At 71.2% G+C, this 23,691-nt stretch carries 26 protein-coding genes, 1 tRNA gene, 1 pseudogene and 1 riboswitch; of the genes and pseudogenes, 14 read left to right on the plus strand and 14 right to left on the minus strand.

Annotated elements, in window-relative coordinates; genetic code table 11:
• Positions 1-52 precede the first annotated feature (52 nt).
• Complete coding sequence (locus ABZT14_RS03245) at positions 53-382, plus strand: hypothetical protein (RefSeq protein ID WP_356297036.1); 330 nt, start codon at positions 53-55, stop codon at positions 380-382.
• Between the two features lie 153 nt (positions 383-535).
• Here ABZT14_RS03245 and ABZT14_RS03250 read toward each other — a convergent pair whose 3' ends face one another.
• Complete coding sequence (locus ABZT14_RS03250; RefSeq protein ID WP_356296132.1) at positions 536-1,111, minus strand: isochorismatase family protein; 576 nt, start codon at positions 1,109-1,111, stop codon at positions 536-538.
• 318 nt (positions 1,112-1,429) lie between these two features.
• Positions 1,430-2,752, minus strand: a complete 1,323-nt coding sequence (locus ABZT14_RS03255) for a nicotinate phosphoribosyltransferase (protein WP_356296135.1) — start codon at positions 2,750-2,752, stop codon at positions 1,430-1,432.
• Positions 2,753-2,848: 96 nt separating this feature from the next.
• On the opposite strand from ABZT14_RS03255, the gene clpS reads away from it, so the two are divergent.
• The 7 genes from clpS to ABZT14_RS03290 all read left to right on the plus strand — a co-directional run bounded on the left by clpS (position 2,849) and on the right by ABZT14_RS03290 (position 7,570).
• The gene (clpS, locus tag ABZT14_RS03260; RefSeq protein WP_356296138.1) at positions 2,849-3,160 is read left to right on the plus strand and encodes an ATP-dependent Clp protease adapter ClpS; all 312 of its coding nucleotides are present in this window, start codon (positions 2,849-2,851) and stop codon (positions 3,158-3,160) included.
• The gene (locus tag ABZT14_RS03265; protein ID WP_356296141.1) at positions 3,160-3,756 is read left to right on the plus strand and encodes a DUF2017 domain-containing protein; all 597 of its coding nucleotides are present in this window, start codon (positions 3,160-3,162) and stop codon (positions 3,754-3,756) included. The genes clpS and ABZT14_RS03265 overlap by 1 nt, the downstream gene beginning before the upstream one ends.
• A 195-nt stretch (positions 3,757-3,951) precedes the next feature.
• A complete protein-coding gene (locus ABZT14_RS03270; protein ID WP_356296144.1) occupies positions 3,952-5,418 on the plus strand; it encodes an amino acid permease in 1,467 nt (488 codons plus the stop codon).
• Positions 5,419-5,502: 84 nt separating this feature from the next.
• Positions 5,503-5,934 (plus strand): M67 family metallopeptidase, encoded by a 432-nt coding sequence (locus ABZT14_RS03275; protein ID WP_356296147.1) that lies wholly within the window; start codon positions 5,503-5,505, stop codon positions 5,932-5,934.
• A gap of 66 nt (positions 5,935-6,000) precedes the next feature.
• On the plus strand, positions 6,001-6,210 hold the full coding sequence (locus ABZT14_RS03280; protein ID WP_356296150.1) for a putative leader peptide: 210 nt from the start codon (positions 6,001-6,003) through the stop codon (positions 6,208-6,210).
• Positions 6,211-6,332: 122 nt separating this feature from the next.
• Complete coding sequence (locus ABZT14_RS03285) at positions 6,333-6,620, plus strand: MoaD/ThiS family protein (protein WP_356296153.1); 288 nt, start codon at positions 6,333-6,335, stop codon at positions 6,618-6,620.
• Positions 6,620-7,570, plus strand: a complete 951-nt coding sequence (locus ABZT14_RS03290; protein ID WP_356296156.1) for a cysteine synthase — start codon at positions 6,620-6,622, stop codon at positions 7,568-7,570. Before ABZT14_RS03285 ends, ABZT14_RS03290 begins: the two co-directional genes overlap by 1 nt.
• A gap of 90 nt (positions 7,571-7,660) precedes the next feature.
• On the opposite strand, the gene ABZT14_RS03295 is transcribed toward ABZT14_RS03290, so the two are convergent.
• The 9 genes from ABZT14_RS03295 to bcp form a co-directional block, all read right to left on the minus strand.
• Positions 7,661-8,518 (minus strand): GH25 family lysozyme, encoded by an 858-nt coding sequence (locus ABZT14_RS03295; RefSeq protein WP_356296159.1) that lies wholly within the window; start codon positions 8,516-8,518, stop codon positions 7,661-7,663.
• Positions 8,519-8,730: 212 nt separating this feature from the next.
• The gene (gene rdgB, locus ABZT14_RS03300) at positions 8,731-9,333 is read right to left on the minus strand and encodes an RdgB/HAM1 family non-canonical purine NTP pyrophosphatase (protein WP_356296162.1); all 603 of its coding nucleotides are present in this window, start codon (positions 9,331-9,333) and stop codon (positions 8,731-8,733) included.
• A 43-nt stretch (positions 9,334-9,376) separates the two neighbouring features.
• Positions 9,377-9,754, minus strand: a complete 378-nt coding sequence (locus ABZT14_RS03305; protein WP_356296164.1) for a hypothetical protein — start codon at positions 9,752-9,754, stop codon at positions 9,377-9,379.
• A gap of 214 nt (positions 9,755-9,968) precedes the next feature.
• Entirely contained in the window at positions 9,969-10,694 is a 726-nt protein-coding gene (gene rph, locus ABZT14_RS03310; protein ID WP_356296167.1) for a ribonuclease PH, read from the minus strand.
• A gap of 78 nt (positions 10,695-10,772) precedes the next feature.
• Positions 10,773-11,015 (minus strand): PTS glucose/sucrose transporter subunit IIB, encoded by a 243-nt coding sequence (locus tag ABZT14_RS03315; RefSeq protein WP_356296170.1) that lies wholly within the window; start codon positions 11,013-11,015, stop codon positions 10,773-10,775.
• A gap of 133 nt (positions 11,016-11,148) precedes the next feature.
• On the minus strand, positions 11,149-11,907 hold the full coding sequence (locus ABZT14_RS03320; RefSeq protein ID WP_356296172.1) for an MBL fold metallo-hydrolase: 759 nt from the start codon (positions 11,905-11,907) through the stop codon (positions 11,149-11,151).
• A 271-nt stretch (positions 11,908-12,178) separates the two neighbouring features.
• Positions 12,179-12,559 (minus strand): VOC family protein, encoded by a 381-nt coding sequence (locus ABZT14_RS03325; protein WP_356296174.1) that lies wholly within the window; start codon positions 12,557-12,559, stop codon positions 12,179-12,181.
• 355 nt (positions 12,560-12,914) lie between these two features.
• Positions 12,915-12,998: transfer RNA gene (locus ABZT14_RS03330), tRNA-Leu, on the minus strand.
• 79 nt (positions 12,999-13,077) lie between these two features.
• Entirely contained in the window at positions 13,078-13,545 is a 468-nt protein-coding gene (bcp, locus tag ABZT14_RS03335) for a thioredoxin-dependent thiol peroxidase (RefSeq protein WP_356296177.1), read from the minus strand.
• Between the two features lie 184 nt (positions 13,546-13,729).
• Between bcp and ABZT14_RS03340 the strand changes: the two genes are divergently transcribed.
• Together ABZT14_RS03340 and ABZT14_RS03345 are read left to right on the plus strand one after the other, a co-directional pair.
• The gene (locus ABZT14_RS03340; RefSeq protein WP_356296180.1) at positions 13,730-14,011 is read left to right on the plus strand and encodes a DUF3618 domain-containing protein; all 282 of its coding nucleotides are present in this window, start codon (positions 13,730-13,732) and stop codon (positions 14,009-14,011) included.
• A 128-nt stretch (positions 14,012-14,139) separates the two neighbouring features.
• Positions 14,140-14,442, plus strand: coding sequence for a co-chaperone GroES (locus ABZT14_RS03345; protein WP_356297039.1), 303 nt, complete (start codon positions 14,140-14,142; stop codon positions 14,440-14,442).
• Positions 14,443-14,491: 49 nt separating this feature from the next.
• Here ABZT14_RS03345 and sugE read toward each other — a convergent pair whose 3' ends face one another.
• Together sugE and ABZT14_RS03355 are read right to left on the minus strand one after the other, a co-directional pair.
• Positions 14,492-14,812 carry a quaternary ammonium compound efflux SMR transporter SugE gene (gene sugE / locus ABZT14_RS03350; protein ID WP_356296182.1) on the minus strand — a complete coding sequence of 107 codons (321 nt, stop codon included), beginning with the start codon at positions 14,810-14,812 and terminating at the stop codon, positions 14,492-14,494.
• A 37-nt stretch (positions 14,813-14,849) separates the two neighbouring features.
• Positions 14,850-14,919: riboswitch (guanidine-III (ykkC-III) riboswitch) on the minus strand.
• Positions 14,920-15,386: 467 nt separating this feature from the next.
• Positions 15,387-17,687 (minus strand): transglycosylase domain-containing protein, encoded by a 2,301-nt coding sequence (locus ABZT14_RS03355; protein ID WP_356296185.1) that lies wholly within the window; start codon positions 17,685-17,687, stop codon positions 15,387-15,389.
• Positions 17,688-17,975: 288 nt separating this feature from the next.
• Between ABZT14_RS03355 and ABZT14_RS03360 the strand changes: the two genes are divergently transcribed.
• From ABZT14_RS03360 to ABZT14_RS03370, 3 genes are all read left to right on the plus strand, one after another.
• Positions 17,976-18,803: an ABC-2 family transporter protein gene (locus tag ABZT14_RS03360; protein ID WP_356296188.1), complete on the plus strand. Its 828-nt coding sequence runs from the start codon at positions 17,976-17,978 to the stop codon at positions 18,801-18,803.
• A gap of 70 nt (positions 18,804-18,873) precedes the next feature.
• Positions 18,874-19,638 (plus strand): ABC transporter permease, encoded by a 765-nt coding sequence (locus ABZT14_RS03365; RefSeq protein ID WP_356297042.1) that lies wholly within the window; start codon positions 18,874-18,876, stop codon positions 19,636-19,638.
• Between the two features lie 12 nt (positions 19,639-19,650).
• Positions 19,651-20,655 (plus strand): ATP-binding cassette domain-containing protein, encoded by a 1,005-nt coding sequence (locus tag ABZT14_RS03370; protein ID WP_356296191.1) that lies wholly within the window; start codon positions 19,651-19,653, stop codon positions 20,653-20,655.
• A 70-nt stretch (positions 20,656-20,725) separates the two neighbouring features.
• Here the strand turns inward: ABZT14_RS03370 and ABZT14_RS03375 are convergent, their stop codons facing one another.
• The gene (locus tag ABZT14_RS03375) at positions 20,726-22,039 is read right to left on the minus strand and encodes an SGNH/GDSL hydrolase family protein (protein WP_356296194.1); all 1,314 of its coding nucleotides are present in this window, start codon (positions 22,037-22,039) and stop codon (positions 20,726-20,728) included.
• A 326-nt stretch (positions 22,040-22,365) separates the two neighbouring features.
• Between ABZT14_RS03375 and ABZT14_RS03380 the strand changes: the two are divergent.
• Positions 22,366-23,622, plus strand: a pseudogene (locus ABZT14_RS03380) (DUF445 domain-containing protein); the annotation flags it as partial.
• Positions 23,623-23,691 lie beyond the last annotated feature (69 nt).

Consider the following 23,691-nt stretch of genomic DNA (forward strand, 5'->3'; position numbering starts at 1 on the left):
GATCGAACGGCACCTGCGGGACTGGTCGGCCGCCGCCGACGCGGTCCGGGTCGTGCGCTCGGCCCGGGACCGCCCCGGCCGTGAGCCGTGGATACGGGTCCTGGTGCACGCCAAGAGCCGCCCCAGGGCGCTCACCCGGCTCCGCAACCTCGGGTTCCGCGCGGTCTACCTCAAGGGCAACGCCGAGCCGCCCACGCCGGAGGAGATCGACGCGGTGCTGCACCACCCCGAGAGGCTGGTCTGGCGGGCCGCCCCGGTCGACGAGGCCGAGCCCTGGCACCCCATCGCCCATCTGCTGGCCGCCTACCGCGCGCCCCACCCGGCTCCCGCCCCGAAGCCCCCGCAGCTCCCCGACGCCCCCGTGCTGCGGCGCGGCGGCTGAGGCGGCGCCTGGCGGTCGCTGACCGCCACGGGAGGCCGGCCGGGTCCGGCCGGGCGCCGGGGAGCCCGGCGTCAGCGCGAGGGGCGCCCCGAGCGGTCTCCTCGACGGTCCCGGGAACGGCCTCGCCGGCGGGCGGGCCGGGTGTGGACGGGCTCAGGCGCGGGAGACGCGGACTCCGGCCTCCTGGAGCTGGTCCAGGGCCTTGGCGACGGTCTCCGGGGAGACCCCGGCTGTGAGGTCCAGCAGCACCTGGGTGTCGAAGCCCTCACGGGCCGCGTCCAGGGCGGTGGCCCGTACGCAGTGGTCGGTGGCCAGGCCGACCACGTCGACCTCGGTCACGTCCCGCTGGCGCAGCCAGTCGGCGAGGCCCACACCGTTCTCGTCCGCGCCCTCGAAGCCGCTGTAAGCGGCGGTGTAGGCGCCCTTGTCGAAGACGGCGTCCACGCCGCCGGAGGCTATGGCCGGGGCGAAGTTGGGGTGGAAGCCCACGCCCTCGGTGCCGGCCACACAGTGCCGGGGCCAGGAGTGGACGTAGTCGGGCTGGTCCGAGAAGTGGTCGCCGGGGTCGACGTGGTGGTCGCGGGTGGCGACCACGTGGGCGTAACCGGCGGTGGCGTCGGCGACCAGGTCCGTGATGGCCGCGGCCACGTCGGCCCCACCCCGGACGGCGAGGCTGCCGCCCTCGCAGAAGTCGTTCTGGACGTCGACGACGATCAGTGCCCGGTGCATGGTGCACACCTTTCGGCTGGGTGGGAGGTGTTCGGTTGGGGCCCGAGCCCCGAGGCTAGACACATCGAGTCTCCGACGGGAGTGTCCGCCCCGCTTCCGGCGGGGGCGATCGTGTGAAGGTCCGCCCCCGGGCGAGGGGGCGGGTCCCGTTTCTCCCGCCCCGCTCCGGGGTCGAGGCCCCTCCCCGGCGGGGCCGGGAGGGGAGCGCGCCGGCCGACTCCGGTGCCCCGGGGGCGAGTCGGCGGTGACCCCGGCCAGCGCGGCGTGGCCCGTACCCGCCCGCCGGCGTTGTCCGGGGTGGGGGAACCCGGTGTGTGCTCATCGGTACACGGTGTCCAACACCGGTTCCCCCCGGGACAGTTGGGTGGCGGACAGGGGCAGGGTCTCCAGGGTGCGCCGGTGGCGGGCGCGCACGGTGTCCAGGGACTCGCGGGCCACCACCTCCCCCTCCCGCACCAGGTCCACCAGCAGGGCGTCCGCCTTGAGTTCCTCGGGCATCGGGCCGGAGCCCACCACCTCGTACTCGGCCACGCCCTCGTCGTTCCCGGGGCGGGCCGCCCACTTGCGGCCCCCCACCGAGACCTTGCCGCCCATCGACTTCTTGGCGACCGGTTCCAGGGGGCCGCCGGGGTCGGAGGCCCGGGCGACCAGCTTGTAGACCATGGAGCAGGTGGGGTGACCGCTGCCGGTGACCAGCTGGGTGCCGACCCCGTAGGCGTCCACCGGGGCGGCGGCCAGGGAGGCGATGGCGTACTCGTCCAGGTCGGAGGTCACCACGATCCGGGTGTCCCGGGCGCCCAGGGAGTCCAGTTGCTGCCGTACCCGGTGGGCCACCAGCAGCAGGTCGCCGGAGTCCACGCGCACCGCGCCGAGTTCGGTCCCGGCGATGTCCACCGCCAGCCGTACCGCCTCGGCCACGTCGTAGGTGTCGACCAGCAGGGTGGTGCCCTTGCCCAGGGAGCGCACCTGGGCGGTGAAGGCGTCCCGTTCGGTGTCGTGGAGCAGGGTGAAGGCGTGCGCGCTGGTGCCGACCGTGGGGATGCCGTAGCGGAAGCCGGCGGCCAGGTTGGAGGTGGAGTCGAAGCCCCCGAGGTACGCCGCCCGGGAGGCGGCCACGGCGGCCAGTTCGTGGGTGCGTCGGGCGCCCATCTCGATCAGGGGTCGGCCGGCGGCGGCCACCGCCATCCGGGAGGCCGCGGCGGCCACGGCCGAGTCGTGGTTGAGGATCGACAGGATCACCGTCTCCAGCACCACGCACTCGGCGAAGCTGCCCTCGACGCGCATGATCGGGGACCCGGGGAAGTACACCTCGCCCTCGGGGTAGCCGAGGATGTCGCCGGTGAAGCGGTAGTGGGCCAGCCAGTCCAGGGTGGGTTCGTCGACCACCCGGTGGTCCCGGAGGAAGTCGAGGATGCCCGGCTCGAACCGGAAGTTCTCCACCGCGTCCAACACCCGTCCGGTGCCGGCCACCACGCCGTAGCGCCGGCCCTCGGGCAGGCGACGGGTGAAGACCTCGAAGACCGAACGGCGTTGGGCGGTTCCGGCCCGGAGTGCCGCCTGGAGCATGGTCAGCTCGTACTGGTCGGTGAAGAGCGCGGTCGAGGGCACGGCGACCGGCAGTCCTAGCTCGGCAGTGTCCATGAGGCCGATGGTACCCCACATCTCGTCAGAGTGACGATATGTGGAGTGGGGGGAATCGCGCCCTCGATTGCGTGATGTGGGCGGGGCGGTGGCAGCATGGGAACCGTGAGTGTCGCCCCCACCGAGATCGAACGCCCCGAAGTCGTCGGCGAGCCGGAAGAGGTCGCCGAGCCGGACGTCCCCTGGGTGACCGTCGTGCACAACGACCCGGTGAATCTCATGAGTTACGTGACCTACGTGTTCCAGAGCTACTTCGGCTACACCAAGGACAAGGCCGAGAAGTTGATGAAGGACGTGCACCACAAGGGCCGCGCCGTCGTCTCCAGCGGAAGCCGCGAGGAGATGGAGCGGGACGTACAGGCCATGCACGGCTACGGCCTGTGGGCGACCCTCCAGCAGGACCGCTGATGGCCGGGTTCTTCGAGGCGACCTCCGACGGCGGCGCCGCCATCGCCCTGGACGAGATCGAGGTCTCCATCCTCCGCAGCCTGCTGGTGCAGCTGCTGGAGCTGATCGGCCCCGGCGAGGAGGAGCCCGAGCAACAGGACGCCGCCGCGCCCTGGCCGCCCTTCACCGAGGGGCCCAGCGACCCGCCCTCCGACCCGGCGCTGGCCCGACTGTTCCCCAACGCCTACGGCGGACCCGGGGTGCCCGAGGACGAGGAGGTCCTGCGGGCCTCCGCCGAGTTCCGCCGGTACACCGAGCCCGAGCTGCGGACCCGCAAGCGCGAGGACGGGCTCGCGGCGGTGCGCGCCCTGGACGCCGCCGGGGTGGCCCGGGACGGCGGGGTGGTGCTCACCCTCAAGCCGGAGGAGTCCCGTCGCTGGCTGGGCGCGCTGAACGACCTCAGGCTGGCGCTCGGCACCCGGCTGGAGGTCTCCGACGAGGACGACGGCGGAGCCCTGTACCGGCTGCCGGACTCCGACCCGCGCAAGCCGATGGTGATGGCCTACCTGTGGCTGGGCGGACTCCAGGAGTCCCTGGTGGAGACCCTCACCCCGTAGGCCCCGCTCCGACCCGACCCGGCCACGGCCCTCGACCCCCGCTCGGCCGGCCGGGGGTTTTCCCAGCTCAGCTGACCCAACGCGGACCCCCCTCGCCTTGTGCGGCCCCGGTGGCGGTTCCAGCATCGGGGCCACACGAGGCGAGGGGCCCCCGGACAGCGACCGGTGGCCGGACGGGACGAGGAGGGCACGCGGATGACCACGGAACGGGTCACGGCTTCCCGGGAGCCGGACGACGGTGGCGGGGCCGAGCCGTCCGAGGAGGGGTACCAGCGGGCGCTGGGCAGTCGTCACGTACAGATGATCGCCATCGGGGGCGCCATCGGCGTGGGCCTGTTCATGGGCGCCGGCGCCAACATCGCCAAGGCCGGGCCCAGCATCATCGTGATGTACGCGCTGGCCGGCGTGGTCGTCTTCCTCATCATGCGCGCCCTCGGCGAACTCCTGCTCTACCGGCCGGTGTCGGGCAGCTTCGCCGAGTACGCCCGCGAGTTCCTGGGCCCCTTCTACGGCTTCGCCACCGGCTGGACCTACTGGCTGATGTGGGTGGTGACCGGCATGGCCGAGCTGACCGCCGCCGCCATCTACGTCCACTTCTGGTTCCCCGCGATCCCGCAGTGGCTGAGCGCCCTGGTGTTCCTGCTGACCCTGTTCGGGGTCAACCTGATCTCGGTACGGATCTTCGGCGAGGTCGAGTTCTGGTTCTCGATGATCAAGGTCACCGCCATCATCGGCATGATCGTGATCGGCCTGGGCGTACTCACCCTCGGCTTCTCCGAGGCCGGTGACACCGCCACCACCAGCAACCTGTGGATCCACGGCGGGGTATTCCCGCACGGCGTCGGCTCCAGCCTGATGACCCTCCAGGGCGTGATGTTCGCCTACCTCGCCGTGGAACTGGTGGGCGTCACCGCCGGGGAGAGCGAGAACCCCGAGAAGACCCTCCCCAAGGCCATCAACACCCTGCCCTGGCGCATCATCACCTTCTACGTGGGGGCGCTGACCGTCATCCTCTGCGTGGTGGAGTGGACCGAGTTCGGCGAGGGGGTCAGCCCCTTCGTCAAGGCCTTCGCCGTCATCGGCATCCCCCTGGGCGCCTCCGTCGTCAACTTCGTGGTGCTCACCGCCGCGCTCTCCTCCTGCAACTCCGGCATGTACTCCACCGGCCGGATGCTGCGCGACCTGTCCACCCGGGGCGAGGCCCCCGCCTTCCTGGGCCGGCTCAACTCCCGCCGCGCCCCGGCCCCCGGCATCGCGCTGTCCGTGCTGTGCATGGGCGTCGGGGTGGTGCTCAACTACCTGGTGCCGGAGAAGGCGTTCGGCTACGTGACCTCGGTCGCCACCGTCGCCTGCATCTGGACCTGGTCGGTGATCCTGGTCTGCCACATCCGCTACCGGCGCGAGGTGACGGCCGGCCGCCTGCCCCGCTCCTCCTTCCCGGCCCCCGGAGGCGCGACCCTGAGCTGGGTGGCGCTGGCCTTCCTGGGCATGGTGGTGGTGCTGGTCGCCCTGGACGCCGACGCCCGGGTCTCCCTCTACGTGGGCGCGCTGTGGGCGGTGGCCCTGGCGGCCGGCTGGACGGTGCTCGGGGGCCGTACCCCGAGGGCGGGCGCGGGGCTGGACGCCTCCACCGGGGAACGGGTACGCCGGCTCCCCGGGTAGGGCGGCCCCGGGTGTCCACCAGCTGTCTCGGTGGGTGGACCAGTGGGTGCCCGACACGGCGGCGGGCTGTCTATTGTGGCCGCCATGCTGACCCTCACCCGTGAGCTGCGTGACCGCATCCTCGCCCACGCCCGGGCCGACCACCCCGACGAGGCCTGCGGGGTGGTGGCCGGCCCCGCCGGCACCGACCGGCCCGAGCGGTTCGTCCCCATGCTGAACGCCGCCCGCTCGCCCACGTTCTACGAGTTCGACTCCACCGACCTGTTGAAGCTGTACCGGGAGATGGACGACCGGGACGAGGAACCGGTGGTGATCTACCACTCCCACACCGCCACCGAGGCCTACCCCTCCCGCACCGACATCACCTACGCCAACGAGCCCCACGCCCACTACGTGCTGGTCTCCACCGCCGAGTGCGGCAACGAGGAAGGGCCGTACTCCTTCCGCTCGTACCGCATCGTGGAAGGCGAGATCACCGAGGAGGAGGTCCACATCGTGGAGCGTTACGAGGAGTGAGACCCCCACGTCCGCATGTCGAAATCCCGCTCTGGTCAGCCTCCCGGGAATCGCTACGATGACCGCATGGTTGTCCACGACGTGAACGCACAGCGGAGCGGGCCGGGCGCGAAGCCCGGTGCCGCGACGGGACGTGGAACGTCGACGACACCCCACGACACCCTCCACCCCTCCACCGGGCTGCTCGGCGCCTTCGGCGGTGGTGTGGAGCGACGGCACGTGGACCTGTGCCGATCCAGCAGCGCGATCTGTTCCACGGCATCCCGCCGCGTCTGAACCCGGCATCCGCGCGCCGGCGCCCGCCCCTCACCGGGGACGTCGGCCGCGCCCCAACGCCCCGCCCGATCCGCACCCCCTTTTCCCGAAGCCCCGGAGCAACCGGAGAACCTGGAGTCCCCATGGCCATCGAGGTCCGTATCCCGACCATCCTGCGCACCTACACCGACGGAGAGAAGGCGGTCAGCGGCAGCGGCTCCAACCTCGGCGAACTCTTCGCCGACCTGGAGAGCCGGCACACCGGAATCCGTGAACGGCTGGTCGACGGCGGCGAGTTGCGCCGCTTCGTCAACGTCTACCTCAACGACGAGGACGTACGGTTCCTGGACGGGATCTCCACCGAGCTGAGCGACGGTGACAGCGTCACCATCCTGCCGGCCGTCGCCGGAGGAAGCCCCCGGGCCGACTGATGCGCTACGACTCGCCGACCGCCGCGGTGGGCAACACCCCCCTGGTGCGCCTGCCGAGGCTTTCCCCGGCCGAGAACGTACGGATCTGGGCCAAGCTGGAGGACCGCAACCCCACCGGCTCGATCAAGGACCGCCCGGCGCTCCACATGATCGAACAGGCCGAGAAGGACGGCAGGTTGACCCCCGGCAGCACGGTGCTGGAGCCCACCTCCGGCAACACCGGGATCTCCCTGGCGATGGCCGCCCGGCTCAAGGGGTACCGCATCGTCTGCGTCATGCCGGAGAACACCAGCGCGGAACGGCGGGAGCTGCTCGCCATGTGGGGGGCCGAGATCGTCCCCTCGCCGGCCGCCGGCGGCTCCAACACCGCCGTACGGGTCGCCAAGGAGCTGGCCGAGGAGCACCCGGACTGGGTGATGCTCTACCAGTACGGCAACCCCGACAACGCCGGCGCGCACTACGCCGGCACCGGCCCCGAGATCCTCGCCGACCTGCCCTCGGTCACCCACTTCGTGGCCGGCCTGGGCACCACCGGCACCCTGATGGGAGCCGGACGCTTCCTGCGGGAACGGGTGCCCGGCATCCAGATCGTGGCCGCCGAACCCCGTTACGACGACCTGGTGTACGGGTTGCGCAACCTGGACGAGGGCTTCGTACCCGAGCTGTACGACGAGTCGGTGCTGACCTCGCGGTTCTCGGTGGGCTCCAGCGACGCGGTGGCCCGTACCCGTGAACTGCTGCACCAGGAGGGCCTGTTCGCCGGGGTCTCCACCGGGGCCGCCCTGCACGCCGCCCTCGGGGTGGGACGCCGGGCGGTGAAGGCCGGGCAGGAGGCGGACATCGTCTTCGTGGTCGCCGACGGCGGCTGGAAGTACCTGTCCACCGGCATCTACACCGCGCCGTCCACCGAGGCGGCGGTGGAGGCCCTCCAGGGCCAGTTGTGGGCCTGAGCCGTACCGGACGACGTCACGGTGGTGGGGGTGACCCGGGGAAACGGGTCACCCCCACCGTGTGCTCCCCGGCCACCTGGGGGAGCGGGGTCAGCTGTTGGCCAGCTTCTTCAACTGGGCGACCTTGCCGTTGAGCTTGTTGCGGTCGGTGTTGCCGGAGATGCCGTTCACCTTGCCCGAGTCGGTGTACTGCCAGACCCGCCAGGTGGAGAAGCCGCCCGGCAGGCTGGGGCCGCTGTTGTTCCAGTGGGCCACCCACAGTGGGGCCTTGCCCTTCAGCCCCGACCAGCCGCCGGTGCACTGGTTCCACCACGCGGGGTTGGTGTAGACGACCAGGGCCCGGCCGGTCTGCTTGCGGTAGGTGCTGTGGAAACTCTTGATCCACTTGCGCATGGCGGAGGCGGACTTGCCGTAGCAGGTGGCGCCGCCGGGATTGGCCTCGATGTCCAACACCCCTGGCAGGGTGCGGGAGTTCTTGCTCCAGTGCCCGCCGTTCTTGGCGAAGAACTTCGCCTGCTGGGCTCCGCTGGACGAGTTCGGGCGGGCGAAGTGGTACGCGCCCCGGTACAGGCCGGCCTTGTGGGACTTCTTGTAGTTGCCGGCGAACCGGGAGTCCCGGTAGTCCGATCCCTCGGTCGCCTTGATCCAGGCGAACCGGATGCCGGCCTTGCGCACCTTCGACCAGGTGATGGAGCCCTGCCAGTGCGAGACGTCCACCCCCTGCACCCCGCCCGAACTGCCGGCCGCGTGCACCCCGCCGCCGCCGGCGGCCGGTCGGGCCGCGTCCTGGCTGATGCCCATGTAGCCGGGACCGTCCTGGGGCGGATCGGCAGGGGACCCCTGGGAGGCGTAGCCGGTGGCGCCGGCGGCCAGGGTGAGACAGGCGCCCAGCACACCGGCGGACACCAGTCGACGACGGCGGGGGGAGGGGGCTCGACGTGGGGACAAGGCGCGCTCCTGAAGGCTGGCCGGACGGGTGGCATGGACCGTTGCCCGGCACCCGGTGCGCGCGGACGGCGACCGCCGGCCCCCTCACGGGTGACCGTGGCCGGGCGGCGTCCTGTCTATCCGGCCCCTACCGGCCCGTAAAGCACCGTCAGCCAAGCCCGAAGGCCCCGGAATCCGGCGAGGGCACCCCGCCAGGACGGCAACGCCCCACGTCAGCCCAGGAGTTCGGCCACCACCGGAGCCAGCGCCCGGAACGCCTGCCCCCGGTGGCTGATGGCGTTCTTCTTCTCCGCTGACAGCTCCGCGCAGGTACGGCTCTCCCCGTCGGGCTGGAGGATCGGGTCGTACCCGAACCCTCCCTCGCCGGCCGGCTCGTGGCGCAACGTGCCCCGCAGCCGCCCCTCCACCACCCGTTCGGTGCCGTTGGGCAGGGCCAGGGCGGCGGCACAGGCGAAGTGCGCGGTGCGGTGCGGGGCGTCGATGTCCGACAACTGCGCCAGCAGCAACCAGAGGTTGGCCTCGTCGTCGCCGTGCCGTCCGGCCCAGCGGGCCGAGAAGATGCCCGGCGCCCCGCCCAGCACGTCCACGCACAGCCCCGAGTCGTCGGCCACCGCCGGATGCCCGGTGGCGTTGGCCAGCGTACGGGCCTTGAGAAGCGCGTTCTCGGCGAAGGTCACCCCGGTCTCCCGTACGTCGGGAACCTCGGGGTAGGCGTCGGCACCCACCAGTTCCAGGGCGAGCCCCGAGTCGCTGAGCACCGCGCGCAGCTCGGTCAGCTTGTGGGCGTTACGGGTGGCGAGGATCAGACGGGTCATGGCGCGATTATCGCCGCCCCCTCGCCGAACCCGGACCGCGGGGTCAACCGGAACAGGTGTCGCTGATCCGCTCGGAGGCGTTCTGGATCGACTTGTCGGACGGGGTACGTCCGGCCTCGATGTCCTCGCGGGCGTCCTTGAGGCCCTGCTCCAGGTCGTCGATCGCCTTGCCCAGACCGTCCTCGTCGGTGTTCCGGTCGAGCTTCTCCAGGTTGCGCTCCACCCGGTCCAGGGCCTCCCGCGCCTGTTCGGGACTGTCCGTGGCGTCCGCCAGCGCCTGACCCAGGTCGTCCACGCTCTCGGCCAGGGTCACCCCGGTCCGCGCGCAGTCCAGTGCCTTGTTCACGTCACAGGCGGTCAGCCCCGGCACCGCCAGTGCCAGGGTCAACGCCAGGGTGGTGGCCGTCATGGTGCGCCGCACAGGTTCCTCCCGGATCCGATCAGCGTGGGCGGGCACGCCCCCTCGACGGAAGGGACGCCCCACGGGGTGGCGTCCGTTGCCGTGCGGGGGCGCCTTGGCCGGATCATGGCCGTACGTGGCCGAGGGGGAACCGTGCCGGCGGCCCCGGCCGTGACGCGGTGTCAGGCCGGGGCCGGGCGGACTGTGCGGGTGTCGGGCTGTCGGCTACGTCGGGCTACTGCCCCAGGGCCTGGCGCTGGGCGCCGTCCAACTGGGCGCAGCCCTTGGTGGCCAGGTCCAGCAGTCCGTCCAGTTCGGCCCGGGAGAAGGGCTCACCCTCGGCGGTGCCCTGCACCTCGACGAAGCGCCCGTCCCCGGTGCAGACCACGTTCATGTCGGTCTCGGCGCGGACGTCCTCCTCGTACCGCAGGTCCAGCATCGGCACCATGTCGACGATGCCCACGCTCACCGCGGAGACGGTTCCGGTCAGCGGCTGGGACTTGGCGCGGATCAGCTTCCGCTCCTGCCCGTGCCGTACCGCGTCGGCCAGGGCCACGTAGGCGCCGGTGATCGCGGCGGTACGGGTGCCGCCGTCGGCCTGGAGCACGTCGCAGTCCAGGACCACGGTGTTCTCACCCAGGGCCTTGAAGTCCACCACCGCGCGCAGGGAGCGGCCGATCAGCCGGGAGATCTCGTGGGTGCGCCCGCCGATCTTGCCGCGCACCGACTCCCGGTCCCCCCGGGTGTTGGTGGCCCGGGGCAGCATCGCGTACTCGGCGGTGACCCAGCCCTGGCCGCTGCCCTTGCGCCAGCGGGGCACCCCCTCGGTGAGGCTGGCGGTGCACAGCACTCTGGTGTCACCGAAGGAGACGAGCACCGAACCCTCGGCGTGCTTGCTCCAGTCACGTTCCAGGGTGACGGGGCGGAGCTGGTCGGCCGTACGGCCGTCGATACGAGACATGGGGCCGAAGCCTAGTCCCCCTCGGGGGCTCGGCCCGCCTCCCGGTACGACGGTCGGGGCCGCCGGGGTGGTGCGGCGTCAGAGCATCCGCTCGATCTCCTCCGCCAGCGGGTCGGCGCCGTCGCCGATCACCACCTGGACCGCCGACCCCATCCGCACCACCCCGTGCGCGCCGGCCGCCCGCAGGGTCGCCTCGTCCACCAGGGCCGCGTCCTTCACCTCGGTACGGATGCGGGTGATGCACCCCTCGACGTCCATCAGGTTGTCGACTCCACCCAGCCCGGCGACGATCTTCCGCGCCCGGTCGGCATGACTGGCCATCTGCTCCTCCAGCTGTGGGAGTACGTCACCTCACGCGCGGTGACAGGCGTGATCCAAGGCGACCGTGGTGGGCGCCCGACCAGAATCGCACGCCCGCGCCCCGGGCGGCAGGGCGCCCGAGCGGGCGCCTCCGCTACAGCTGGTGGCTCGCCCCGGCGGCGGCCAGCTCCACCGGCCCCGAGTACACCGCCTTGGCGTCCCGCAGGTTGACACCGCCGTCCGTCCACGGGGGGATGTGGGTCAGCAGCAGCGCCCCGACCCCGGCCCGCTCCGCGCACTCGCCGGCCTGCCGGCCGTTGAGGTGCAGCTCGGGGATGTCCTCCTTGCCGTGGGTGAACGACGCCTCGCACAGGAACAGGTCGCAGCCCTCGGCGAGGGCGTCCAGCTCGGGGCAGGGGCCGGTGTCCCCGGAGTAGCACAGGGTCCTGCCGGTGGCCCGTTCCCGTACCCGGAACGCGTAGGACTCCACCGGGTGGGCCACCTGGTTGGTGCTGACGTCGAAGGGGCCCAGCCGGAAGTGCTGGGCGCCGGTCAGGGTGCGGAACTCGAAGACCTCGGCCATGGCCTCGGGGGTGGTGTCCCCGTGGGCCACCGCCAGGCGCCGGTCGGTGTCGGCCGGCCCGTAGACGGGCATCGGGGCGCAGCGTCCGCCGTCGAAGCGGAAGTAGCGGGTGACGAAGTAGGCGCACATGTCGACGCAGTGGTCACCGTGCAGGTGGCTGAGGGCGATGGCGTCCAGGTCGTACAGTCCGCAGTGTCGCTGGAGCGCCCCGAGGGCGCCGTTGCCCATGTCCAGCAGCAGCCGGTAGCCGTCCGCCTCGATCAGGTAGCTCGAACAGGCCGACTCCACGGAGGGGAAGGTGCCAGAGCAGCCGACGACGGTGAGCTTCATGGAGCGGTGACCTCCGTTGGCCTGCCGGGGATGGGACGCCTGGAACCGGGGATCTTTCGAGCGTAAGCCGCCCTGACGGGGGTGAGCCTCGGAGAGCCTCCGTTGTGGGCGGAATCACCAAGGGTGAGCGTCGGACGGAGGAGCGTCAGAACAGCGGTACGGATCACGGGCGGATCCCGGGCCGGGGACCTGAACAGCGAGATGTGTTGGGTCGAGATAGGCGTCACTTGGTCTGGATGTCTGTCACCCAGCGGCAACTCACGTCGTTGCGTCAGCCATTGGAGCCCTCCGAGTACAGACAGAAGGGATGACCGGCCGGGTCGAGCAACACCCTGACGTTGTCCTGTGGCTGGTGATCGGCCTCCCGGGCGCCGAGTTCGAGCGCGTGCGCCACGGCGGTCGGCAGATCTGTCACCTCGAAGTCGAGGTGCATCGTGATCCGCTGGGCGTCCTGCTGGGCGGGCCAGACCGGAGGCACGTACCCGGCCGAGAACTGGAATGTGATGTAGGCCACGCCCTCCGACGGTGCGATTGTCGCCCCGTCAGGTTCTTGCTTGGCGATCTCCCAGCCCAGTAGTTCCGAGTAGAAGCGTGCAAGCGCATGCGGATCCGACGCTTCGAGCACCACGCCCCACCAGTCGTGTCTCGACATGCGAGGAGTGTTGGGCTCGTGGCTGGGGCGTCCGCGCATGTCGTCGAGTCCTCCAGGGGTGCGTTGCTACCTGTGCAGAGCGAAACTGCTCACCGGCCCATGCTGGCCGACTCTGGTTTTCTGCGTGTGCATGCGTACAGAGGACCAGCAGACCCGCCCCGGCGGAAAACAAGATCGAAGTTGGTGGCAGCCAGCATGAAAATGCGAGGTAGTGACAACAAGAACGACCAACCGGTGACAGTTATCGTGACCAAGGTTGGTCAGGACCCCCCGTCGGCCGCTGAGCCGAGTGACAGCTATCTCGATCAATCACACGAGAAGGCCCACCACCCGGAGGTGATGGGCCTCTGCCACGTGCGGCGGAAGGGATTCGAACCCTCAAGCCCTGTCACGGGCCACAGATCCTAAGTCTGCTGCGTCGCCGTTGCGCCACCGCCGCATACGCCGGCCATCCTAACGGGCCGGCGATCAGGGGGCGCAAGCGTCGTCCGGGGCGTTGACGGTCGCCCCGGGAGGGCTCAGACCCCCAAGTCCCGTAGCAGCTTGGCGACATGGCCGGTGGCCTTGACGTTGTACAGGGCCCGCTCGACCCGTCCCTCCTCGTCCACCACCACCGTGGACCGGATCACCCCGGTGACGACCTTGCCGTACAGCTTCTTCTCGCCGAAGGCGCCGTAGGCCTCCAGCACCTTCTTCTCCGGGTCGCCGACCAGGGTCACCTTCAGCGACTCCTGCTCGCGGAACTTCGCCAGCTTCTCCGGCTTGTCGGGGGAGACCCCGATGACGTCGTAGCCGGCGTCCGCGAGGAGTTGGAGGTTGTCGGTGAAGTCGCAGGCCTGCTTGGTGCATCCGGGGGTGAGCGCGGCGGGGTAGAAGTAGACGATGACCTTGCGGCCCTTGTGGTCCGCGAGGGAGACGGGGGTGCCGTCCGCGTCGGGAAGGGTGAACTCCGGTGCGGTGTCGCCCGGCTGAAGTCGCTCGCTCATCGGCTGCTCCTCGAAAGTCCCCTCGGGGGCGGTGGCCACCCGATCCGTACGGTGCCGAGCGTATCCAGCCCCACCCGCCCGGGGGTGCCGTGGGGCGCTCGGGGTGGCTAGCTGACAGACTGTGGGACCAGACAGAGGGCCGCCCCCGTGGGGTGACCAGGACTACGGCGACGGAGGCAGTGCGGTGTCGGAAGGCAGGACGCCCGCGAGCATCGAGGCGGACATCATCCGCAAGCGGCAGGAACTGGCCGTGGTGTTGGACGAGATCGCGGTACGGGTACACCCCAAGACCATCCTCCAGGACGCCAAGGACAAGGCGTCCGCCGGCGTGGACCGCACCCTGGGCCGGGTGCGCTCCCAGGTGGTCGCCGAGGACGGCTCGCCCCGGATGAGCAGGGTGGTGCCGATCGCGCTGGTCACCGTGGTGGTCGTCGGCGGTGTGGTGCTGGCCCGGCGCCGGCGCTGAGCACGGGGCCCGCACCGCCCGGGCCCCGGACCACCGGGGACGGGCGCGGGGCGGGCCCGGGACTGAGATACGGTCGATCCGTGAGTTCAGATACGCCGTCCCCCGCGCACGACAAGCTCCCCATTCGGATGCTGCACGACCGGGTGCTGGTCCGCACCGACATCCCCGAGGGTGAGCGCCGCTCCTCGGGCGGCATCGTGATCCCGGCCACCGCCGCCGTCGGCAAGCGGCTGGACTGGGCCGAGGTGGTGGCCGTGGGGCAGAACGTACGTACCGTCGAGCCGGGTGACCGGGTGCTGTACGACCCGGAGGACCGCGCCGAGGTGGAGGTGCGCGGCGTGGACTACGTGCTGATGCGTGAACGGGACCTGCACGCGGTGGCGGCCGAACGGCTCCAGGGCTCCGAGGACTCCACCGGCCTCTACCTGTGACCCCACGGGCGGTGTCGCCCGCCCTCCCGGAGCCGCTCCGGCCCCCGGGTCAGTGACCCGAGGTGAGCTTGAGGCCCACCACCGCCACCAGCAGCAGACCCACGAAGAACAGCCGACCGGCGGTCACCGGCTCACCCAGCGCCACCATGCCCACCAGCGCCGCGCCGCCCGCCCCGATGCCCACCCACACCGCGTAGGCGGTGCCGATCGGCAGGGTGCGCACCGCGTGCGCCAGCAGCAACATGCTGGCGGCGAAACCCGCCACCGTGAACACACTGGGCCACAGCCGGGTGAACCCGTGGGTGAACTTCAGCCCGATCGCCCAGGTCACCTCAAGCAACCCGGCCAGCACCAACCAGAACCACGCCATGATCCGCGCCTCCCGTGACGACTACGACAACTCCGTGGCTGCGTCGTCTTGTCAGGTCCCGGTACGGCGCGTCTCGTCGGGGCCAACCGGTCGTACGCCGGTGACCCCTCGACCGTAGCAACCCGGACGACCCGGTGGGCGGGTACCGCCGGCGGGCGTTCACCCCCGGTGACCGGGCCTTGCGGCACCGTCCCGGTGCGCGGCCCCCGGCGCCCGCTCGCCGGGCCAACGGCACCGTTTCCAGGGCGGGTTGGGGCACGGGGGTACGGCCTACGGGGAGCCGTACCGGTCCGGGCACCCCCGGTGACCCGGACCTCGTGGGGCCGGTGCCGGGGCGGCCGGCCCTCTGGGCGTTTCCGTGGACGAGTGACGCGCGCCCCTCGGGGCCCGCGCGCCGAGCGGGGCTGTCCGAGGGGGGGGAGGGCGTGCCGTGTGGATCTCGGGAGGCCGGCGAGGGCGTCCCGGCGCGGCACGCCGGGTGCCGTGAGGCGGGGCACGGCGGAGGCGGAGTCCGGTGCGGCGCGTCGGCGACCCCGACCGCCACAGCGGCGACGTGCCTCGCGGCGCTCCGGCCCTAGTCGCCTCGGCGGACGCCCGGGCCCTCGATCAGGCCTCCGTTGGTGTTGCCCTCCACGCCGCCGTCCTGCCCCTGGCTGTCGCCGCCGTTGTCGCCTCCCCCCACCAGGCCGCCGTTGGTGGGCAGGTCGGGGGTGCTGGGCTCGTTGGTGGGCGGGGTCGACGGCGGGGGAACCGTCGGGTCGTTGGAGGTGGGCGGGCCACCGGTCTCCGGCGGAGGCTGGCTGGGGTCCTCCCCGGGCGGGGGCGAGGCCGAGTTGGGGGGCGGGCTGGCGCTGGGGTCCCCGGGGTTGGTGCCGCTCTTGAGGTCGAACTCCTTGACCGGCTTGCCGCGCAGGGCGGCGGCCGTGTAGTCGCCCCAGATCTCGGCCGGGAAGCCGCCGCCGTTGACGCGGGGCAGGCCGGCCGCGCCGTAGAGCGGCTTGTGCTGCCCGGACTTGGGGTCCTGTCCCATCACCGAGACCACGGTGGCGAGTTCGGGGGTGTACCCGGCGAACCAGGCCGCCCGGTCCTCCTCCGCCGTACCGGTCTTGCCCGCCGCCGGCCGGCCGGCGGCCTGGGCGGCCGTACCGGTGCCGCCCTGGACCACGCTGCGCAGGATGGCCGTGGTGGCGTCGGCGGCGCCCCGGTCCACCGCGCGTTTGGTCTCGGCCCGGGGCACCCGGACCACCTCGCCGCCCCGGGTGATCTTCTGCACCAGGCTGTAGTCCGGGTGTTCGCCGTGGTTGGCGAGGGTGGCGTAGGCCTTGGCCATGTCCAGGGTGGAGGCGGTGGCCACACCGAGGGCGAGCGAGCCGTCCGCCGGCATGTTGGGGGTGTTCTTGGGGACGCCCAGGGAGATGGCGGTGTCCTTGACCTTCTGCGGGCCCACGTCCACGCCCATCTGCGCGAAGACCGAGTTCACCGACTTGTCCATGGCGGTGGTCACCGGGATGGGGCCGTACGAGCGGTGGTCCTCGTTCTCCGGGGCGTATCCGGTGCCCCGTCCGTCGTTGACCACCTCCCGCTTGTTGGTGCCGTCGTAGACCGTGTTGGCGTTGATGGCCTGGCCGTCCTGGGTGGAGGACTTGTTCTCCACGGCCGAGGTGAAGATGAACGGCTTGAAGGTGGAGCCGACCTGGTAGTCCCGTCGGGTGGCGTTGTTGACGTACTGCTTGGTGTAGTCGATGCCGCCGTACATCGCGACGACCTTGCCGCTCTTGGGGTCGATGGAGGTGCCGCCGGCGCGGACGTAGCGGTCGACCTTCCGGTCCTTGCTGAGCTTGTCCATCAGCCGCTTGTCCACCGCCTTCTCCAGTGCCTTCTGCTTGCTGGGCTGAAGGGTGGTGGTGATGCGGAACCCGCCTCGGGCCAGTCGCCGTTCGTCGATGATGTCGTTGGTGAACAGGTGGTTCTTGATGGCCTCCACCAGGTAGCCGCGCTGCCCGGACAACCCGGTCGAGGGCTTGGCCTCCTGGGGGACGGGGAACTTCGCCTTCTTCCGGGCGCTCTCGCTGAGCCAGCCCTCCTTGACCATGCCGTCCAGCACGTAGTGCCAGCGCGCCTCGGCCCGCTTGCGGTTCTCCGGGTGGGCGCTGATGTCGTACGCGTTGGGGGAGTTGACCAGCGCGGCCAGGTAGGCGCCCTGGGCGGCCGTCAGGTCCTCGGCGTCCTTGCCGTAGTACGCCTGGGCGGCGGACTGGATGCCGTAGGCGTTGCGGCCGAAGTAGCTGGTGTTGAGGTACCCCTCCAGGATCTCGTTCTTGCTCACCTCCCGGTCCAGCTTGATGGCGATGAAGAACTCCTTGCCCTTGCGGGTCAGGGTCTGGTCCTGGTCGAGGTAGTAGTTCTTCACGTACTGCTGGGTGATGGTGGAGCCGGACTGCTTGCCGCCGCCGGTCACCATGTTCCAGCCGGCCCGGAGCATCGCCTTGAGGTCGATGGCTGACTCGTTGTGGAAGTCACGGTCCTCGGCGGCCAGCACCGCGTGCTGCACCTTCCTGGGCACCTGGGCCAGCTTGACGCTCTCCCGGTTCACCTCGCCGTCCCGGGCGAGCTGGCTTCCGTCGGAGTAGAGGTAGACGTTGCTCTCGGCGGCGGCGCCGGAGTTCGGTGGCGGGATCTCGACCAGGAGGTACCCGGTCACGAAACCGCCGGTGATCACCAGCGCGAGCAGCATGAACGCGCCCAGCACCATGCGCCAGGTGGGCACCGCGCGGCGCCAGCCGGCCCGCGTGGGCGCGGCGTCCGGGGCCCCGGGGGCCTCGGTGGTCTCGCCCTCGTCCGCCGGTTCGGCGGAGCCGTTCGGCTCGTTGGTCATCTCTGCTCAGGACTCCTCGTCCGCCAGGGGCTTCCATGGCAAAAAGCCCATTGCCACCCAAAGTGCCACAGTTCGCTGTCGCCACGGCCACTCCGGCACCGCCGTTGCGGTCACCTCAGGCCCACGTGCGGAGAACGGTCCTCCGCCGAACGCGGGCCGGACCACGGACGCTTCTCACCCCATCTGATGAACAATTCGGTGGCTCGCAAGGTTCCCGGTGGCTAAGCTCCCGCTCTTGTGTCTGCAACGGAAGTGTCACCATCCAAGACGGGCCGGGCACCCGAAAGGATGCGCGGATTCGGTCTCTATTCCATATCCGCGCTCTATGTGACCGTCGTCGTCACGACCTTCCGCAGATACTCCACCTACCGGGTGGCCACCCTCGCCGGTCTCTTCACCAACTGCGCCTTCGGTTTCGTCTTCGCGTACACCTACATCGCCCTGTGGGACGAGAAGCCCCACCTGGGCGGCTACGAGATGTCCGAGGCGCTCACCTTCGTCTGGGTCGGGCAGTCCATCATCGCGGTGGCCGCCCTGCTCGGCGGCGGCTTCCAGGACGACCTGGTCGAACGGGTACGGGACGGGGACATCGCGGTCGACCTCTTCCGGCCGGTCGACCTCCAACTGTGGTGGCTCGCGGTCGACGTGGGGCGGGCCGCCTTCCAGCTGATGGCCCGGGGCGTGGTGCCGCTGCTGTTCGGGTCGCTGGTCTTCCCCCTGGCCCTGCCCACCTCACCGGTCACCTGGACGCTGTTCCTGCTGTCCACCTGGCTAGGCGTCACCGTCAGCTTCGGCATCCGCTACCTGCTGGCCCTCGCCTCCTTCTGGCTGCTGGACGGGGCCGGCGTGAACCTGCTGGGGATGCTGCTGAGCGTACTGCTGTCCGGGCTGGTCCTGCCCCTGCACGTCTTCCCCGGCCAACTGGCCTCGGTGGTGGGCTGGTTGCCCTGGGCGGCCACCTTCCAGCTGCCCGCCGACGTACTCCTGGAGCGCTACCAGGGTGCCGGACTGGCCGGACTGTTCACCCTCCAACTGCTGTGGGCCCTGGCCCTGTTGGGCGTCGGACGGCTGGTCCAGTCACTGGCCGCCCGCAAGGTGGTGGTCCAGGGTGGCTGACGGGCGGACCCTGGCGGACACCGACCGGTGGCTGCCGCACGCGCTGGTGACCTACCTGCGCATCGTCGCCATGTGGATACGGTCCTCGCTCGCCTACCGGACCTCGTTCGTGATCATGACCGTGGGCAGCCTGCTGGTCACCGCCCTGGACTTCCTGACCATCGCCTTCATGTTCGTCCACATCGACCGCCTCGGTGGCTTCACGCTGGCCGAGATCGCCCTGCTGTACGGAACGGCCAGCACCAGCATGGGCCTGGCCGACCTCGCCCTGGGCTCCTTCGAGCGGATCGGCACCAGGATCCGCGACGGCAGCCTGGACGTGATGCTGGTCCGCCCCGCCTCGGTGCTGGCCCAGGCCGCCGCCGACCGGTTCGCGCTGCGCCGGGTCGGGCGGGTGCTCCAGGGGCTGGCCCTGCTCGGCTGGGGAGCCGTCCACGTCGAGGTGACCTGGACCGTCGGCAGGCTGCTGTGGCTGCCGGTGACGGTGGTCGCGGGCTCGGTCATCTTCGGGGCGGTCTTTGTCCTGGGTGGCGCCTTCCAGTTCTGGGCCAGGGACGCCAGGGAGGTGCAGTCCGCGTTCACCTACGGCGGCCAGACCATGTTGCAGTACCCGCCCACCGTGTTCGCGCGGGAGCTGGTGCGGGGCGTGACCTTCCTCGTACCGCTGGCCTTCGTCAACTGGATCCCCGCGATGTACCTGCTGGGGCGCCCGGAGCCGATCGGACTGCCGGGGTGGGCGGCCTTCGTCTCGCCCCTGGTGGCCCTGGCCTTCTTCCTGTTGGCCTGGCTGGCGTGGCGCACCGGCCTCCGCGGATACCAGAGCACCGGAAGCTGAGGAGATCGAGGGATGACCGCGTCGGACACCGAGGCCCCAGGCCTCACCGCGCCCACCGGGGAGAGCCACTGCATCGAACTGGAGGGGCTGACCAAGGTCTTCCGGGTACGCCGCAGGGCGGGCAGGCTGCGTCGGGAACTGCACCAGGTACGCGCCGTGGACGGCATCAGCTTCGTCGTCCACCGGGGCGAGATGGTGGGGTTCATCGGCCCCAACGGGGCGGGGAAGTCCACCACGGTCAAGATGCTCACCGGCATCCTCACCCCCACCGCCGGCCGGCTGCGGGTGGCCGGCATCGACCCCGGCAGGGACCGCACCCGGCTGACCCGACGGGTCGGGGTGGTGTTCGGCCAGCGCACCACCCTGTGGTGGGACCTGCCGCTGAGGGACTCCTACGCCCTGGTGCGGCACATCTACCGGGTGCCCCGCGAACGCTTCCGCGAGAACCTGGACCGCTGCGTCGAACTCCTCGACCTGGGCGGGCTGTTGGACACCCCGGTGCGCCAGCTGTCCCTGGGGCAGCGGATGCGCGGCGACATCGCCGCCGCCCTGCTCCACGACCCCGAGGTGCTCTACCTGGACGAACCCACCATCGGCCTGGACGTGGTCAGCAAGGCCAGGGTGCGCCGGTTCCTGCGGGAGCTGAACGCCGAGCGCGGCACCACGGTGCTGCTGACCACCCACGACCTCAGCGACATCGAGCAGCTGTGCCAGCGGGTGATGGTGATCGACCACGGCCGGCTGATGTACGACGGCGCCCTGTCCGGCCTGCACCAGGTCGGCAGCAGTGAACGCACCCTGGTGGTCGACCTGGAACGGGAGCTGCCCCCGATCCGTGACCTCCCCGGCGCCCGTACGGTGCGGGTGGAGGGGCCCCGCCAGTGGCTGGCCTTCCCGGCCGACGCCAGTGCGGCGCCCCTGGTGGCCCGGATCGCCGCCGACTACCCGCTGGTCGACCTGTCGGTGCGGGAGCCGGACATCGAGCAGGTGATCGCCCAGCTCTACGGCGGTTCCTGAACCGCCCCTCAGCGGCATCCCGGCACCGCCCGGAAGCCGGGGAACCGGCGGCCAAGCGGTGCCGACCGACTCAGAGCTTGGCCTGGGTGGAGCCCTTCAGCAGCCTGAGGTCCAGTGCCTGGGCCATCGCCTGGTACCCGTTGTCGCTGGGGTGCAGGTGGTCCCCCGAGTCGTACGCGGCCCGCAGCCGGTCCGGCTGGGCCGGGTCACGGAGTGCGGCGTCGAAGTCGACCACCGCGTCGAAGATCTTGCCGTTGCGGATCCGCTCGTTGACCTGCTGGCGTACCGCGTCCAACTGCGGCTGGTAGCCACGGTGGCCGCCGAAGGGGGTCAGTGTGCCCCCGACCACCCGCAGCCCCTTGGCGTGCGCCCGGTCCACCAGCTTCCGCAGTCCGGCCACGATCTGCTCGGGGTCCCGCTGCCGGGGCAGCTTGATGATGTCGTTGAGGCCCAGCTCGATGACGACGGCTCGGACCCCGGACTGGGACAGCGCGTCCCGTTCGGCCCGCCGCAGTGCGCTGGGGCCGTTGTTGGGGGAGAAGCGGCTGCCGTCCACCAGCACCCGGTTACCGCTGATGCCTCCGTTGAGCACGCTGTACCGGGGGGCGGCACGCTCGGTGCGCAGCCGCTCGGCCAGGAAGTCGGTCCAGCGCCGGTTGGCGCCCGGGCTGGAGCTGATCCCGTCGGTGATGGAGTCGCCCAGTACGGCCACCGCGCCCTGGGTCTCCTGGCTCCACACGTCCACCGCCGTCAGGTAGCGCCAGTAGGGGCTGGGCTGGGTGAAGGAGGTGCCGGCGACCTGCTCGGTCTGGTCACCCCGTGCCACGTAGCTGGTCTGCCGGGCGTAGGGGTGGTAGGTGACCGGGCCGGAGGGGGTCGGGGAGTAGGTGGTGACCAACAGGTCCGCCGCGTGCGGAACGTTGAGCCGTACCCCGTCGCTGACCGCCTGAGCGCCCGGCGGGATGGTCACCGACCGGCGGTTGTCGAAGGTGAGCCGGCGCATACTGCCGCTGGCCACCGTCGGGTTGCTGGGCGCGGCGGCCAGCGCCACGCTGGCGTGGCTGATGGTCAGCGGCCGGGTGCCGTAGAGGTTGGACAGGGTGATCCGGGCGGCGGTGCCGCCGACCGAGGTGTGCACCACGTTGCGGATCGACATGTTGGCCAGCCCCCGCTCGGAGCGCGGCTCGGCGGCCACGGCGGGCGCGGACCAGGTTCCTATCCACTTGCCGGAGGAGGCCGGTTGGGCGTTGCCCTGGTCGCCGCTCGGCAGCGCCGAGTCCAGGGCGCCGCTCTCGCCGCGCAGGCCGATGAAGATCGCGGTGGAGATAAGGACCACCAGGGCCGCGACGCCGGCAAGCAGGGCATAACCCATGTTTCTGGTCATGCTCGGTGTGTCTCCTCGGGCAGGTGGCGGAGCCCGAGGCTCCGAACTGGTCATCGAGTGCCATGGTCCCATGGGGTTCGGACAGGCTCGTACGCCTGGGACCGAGGCCGGGCCGACGTCGTTGTCTCCCGAACAGTCTGACGCCGCGACAGCGTGGGACGTTGCCGCCGTAACCGCCTTGGAACAATGGGCCCCGGTAGGGGAGATGAACATTTCGGAAGGAGCGGGTGAAAGGTGGACGAGCGTCGAGGCGGGCGGACTGTGAGGCTGGCCACGTGACCAGGGTCACGGGGGTGGCAGGACGCCCGAATCCGGGAAAACTGGGCTCTTTCACGGAGGTTGACCGCCAGAAGATGCGTGGGGTGCGCCGGATGAAGGCCACCGCCACCGGGATGCTGCTGACGGTCGCCGTGATCTACGTCCTGGCGAAGTGGGCCGAGTCCGCCGGGGCCGGCGGCTGGAGCGGTTACGTGGCCGCAGCCGCCGAGGCGGGCATGGTGGGCGCCCTCGCCGACTGGTTCGCGGTCACGGCGCTGTTCCGCCACCCGCTGGGCCTGCCCATCCCGCACACCGCGATCATCCCCCGTAAGAAGGACCAGTTCGGCCGCTCCCTCGGCGACTTCGTGGGGCAGAACTTCCTGTCCGAGGACGTGGTGCGGACCCGACTGCGGGCGGTGGGCCTCGGCGGGCGGCTGGGCAACTGGCTGGCCCGCCCGGAACATGTGGACCGGGTCACCAGTGAGTTGTCCACCGCCCTGCGCGGCGCCCTGACCGTACTGCGGGACTCCGACGTCCAGGCCGTGGTGGGGGAGGCGATCACCCGTCGGGCCGACGCCAAGGAGATCGCCCCGGGCCTCGGCTCACTGCTGGAACGGCTGGTCGCGGATGGCGGCCACCGCCGGGTGGTGGACCTGGTGTGCACCCGCGCCGCCCAGTGGTTGGAGGAGCACAGCGACTCGGTGATGGACGCGGTCACCGGCGGGGCTCCGGGCTGGACGCCACGGTTCGTGGACCGCAGGATCGGCGACCGGGTCTACCGCGAACTGCTCCGTTTCGTCACGGAGATGAGGGACATGCCGGACCACCCGGCCCGTGGCGCCATCGACCGCTTCCTGACGGACTTCGCCCACGACCTCCAGCACGACCCGGAGACCCGGGAGCGGGTGGAGCGGCTCAAGAGCGAGGTCCTGGCCCGACCCGAGGTACAGGAGCTGATCGCCTCCGCCTGGGGTTCGGTACGGGCCATGGTGGTGGCCGCCGCCGAGGACGAGCGCAGCGAACTGCGGCTGCGGGCCCGCGCCTCCCTGCTGTCCCTCGGGACCCGGATGTCCTCCGACGGCTCCCTGCAGAACAAGGTGGACGGCTGGGCCGAGGGCGCCGCCGCCCATGTGGTCACCACCTACCAGAAGGAGATCACCGGTCTGATCACGGACACCGTCGCCAGTTGGGACGCCGAGCAGACCTCCCGCAAGATCGAGGCCAACATCGGCCGTGACCTGCAGTTCATCCGCATCAACGGCACCGTGGTCGGCGCCCTGGCCGGGGTCACCATCCACGCGCTGACCCATCTGCTGGGCGGCTGACCCCGGGAACCCGCGCCGGGGCCGGTCCGTTGAGGTCCACAGGCGGGTCCCGTCGGCGGACCCGGAGTG

Origin of the sequence: Streptomyces sp. NPDC005438 (assembly GCF_040606315.1) — a bacterium.
GTDB lineage: Bacteria > Actinomycetota > Actinomycetes > Streptomycetales > Streptomycetaceae > Streptomyces.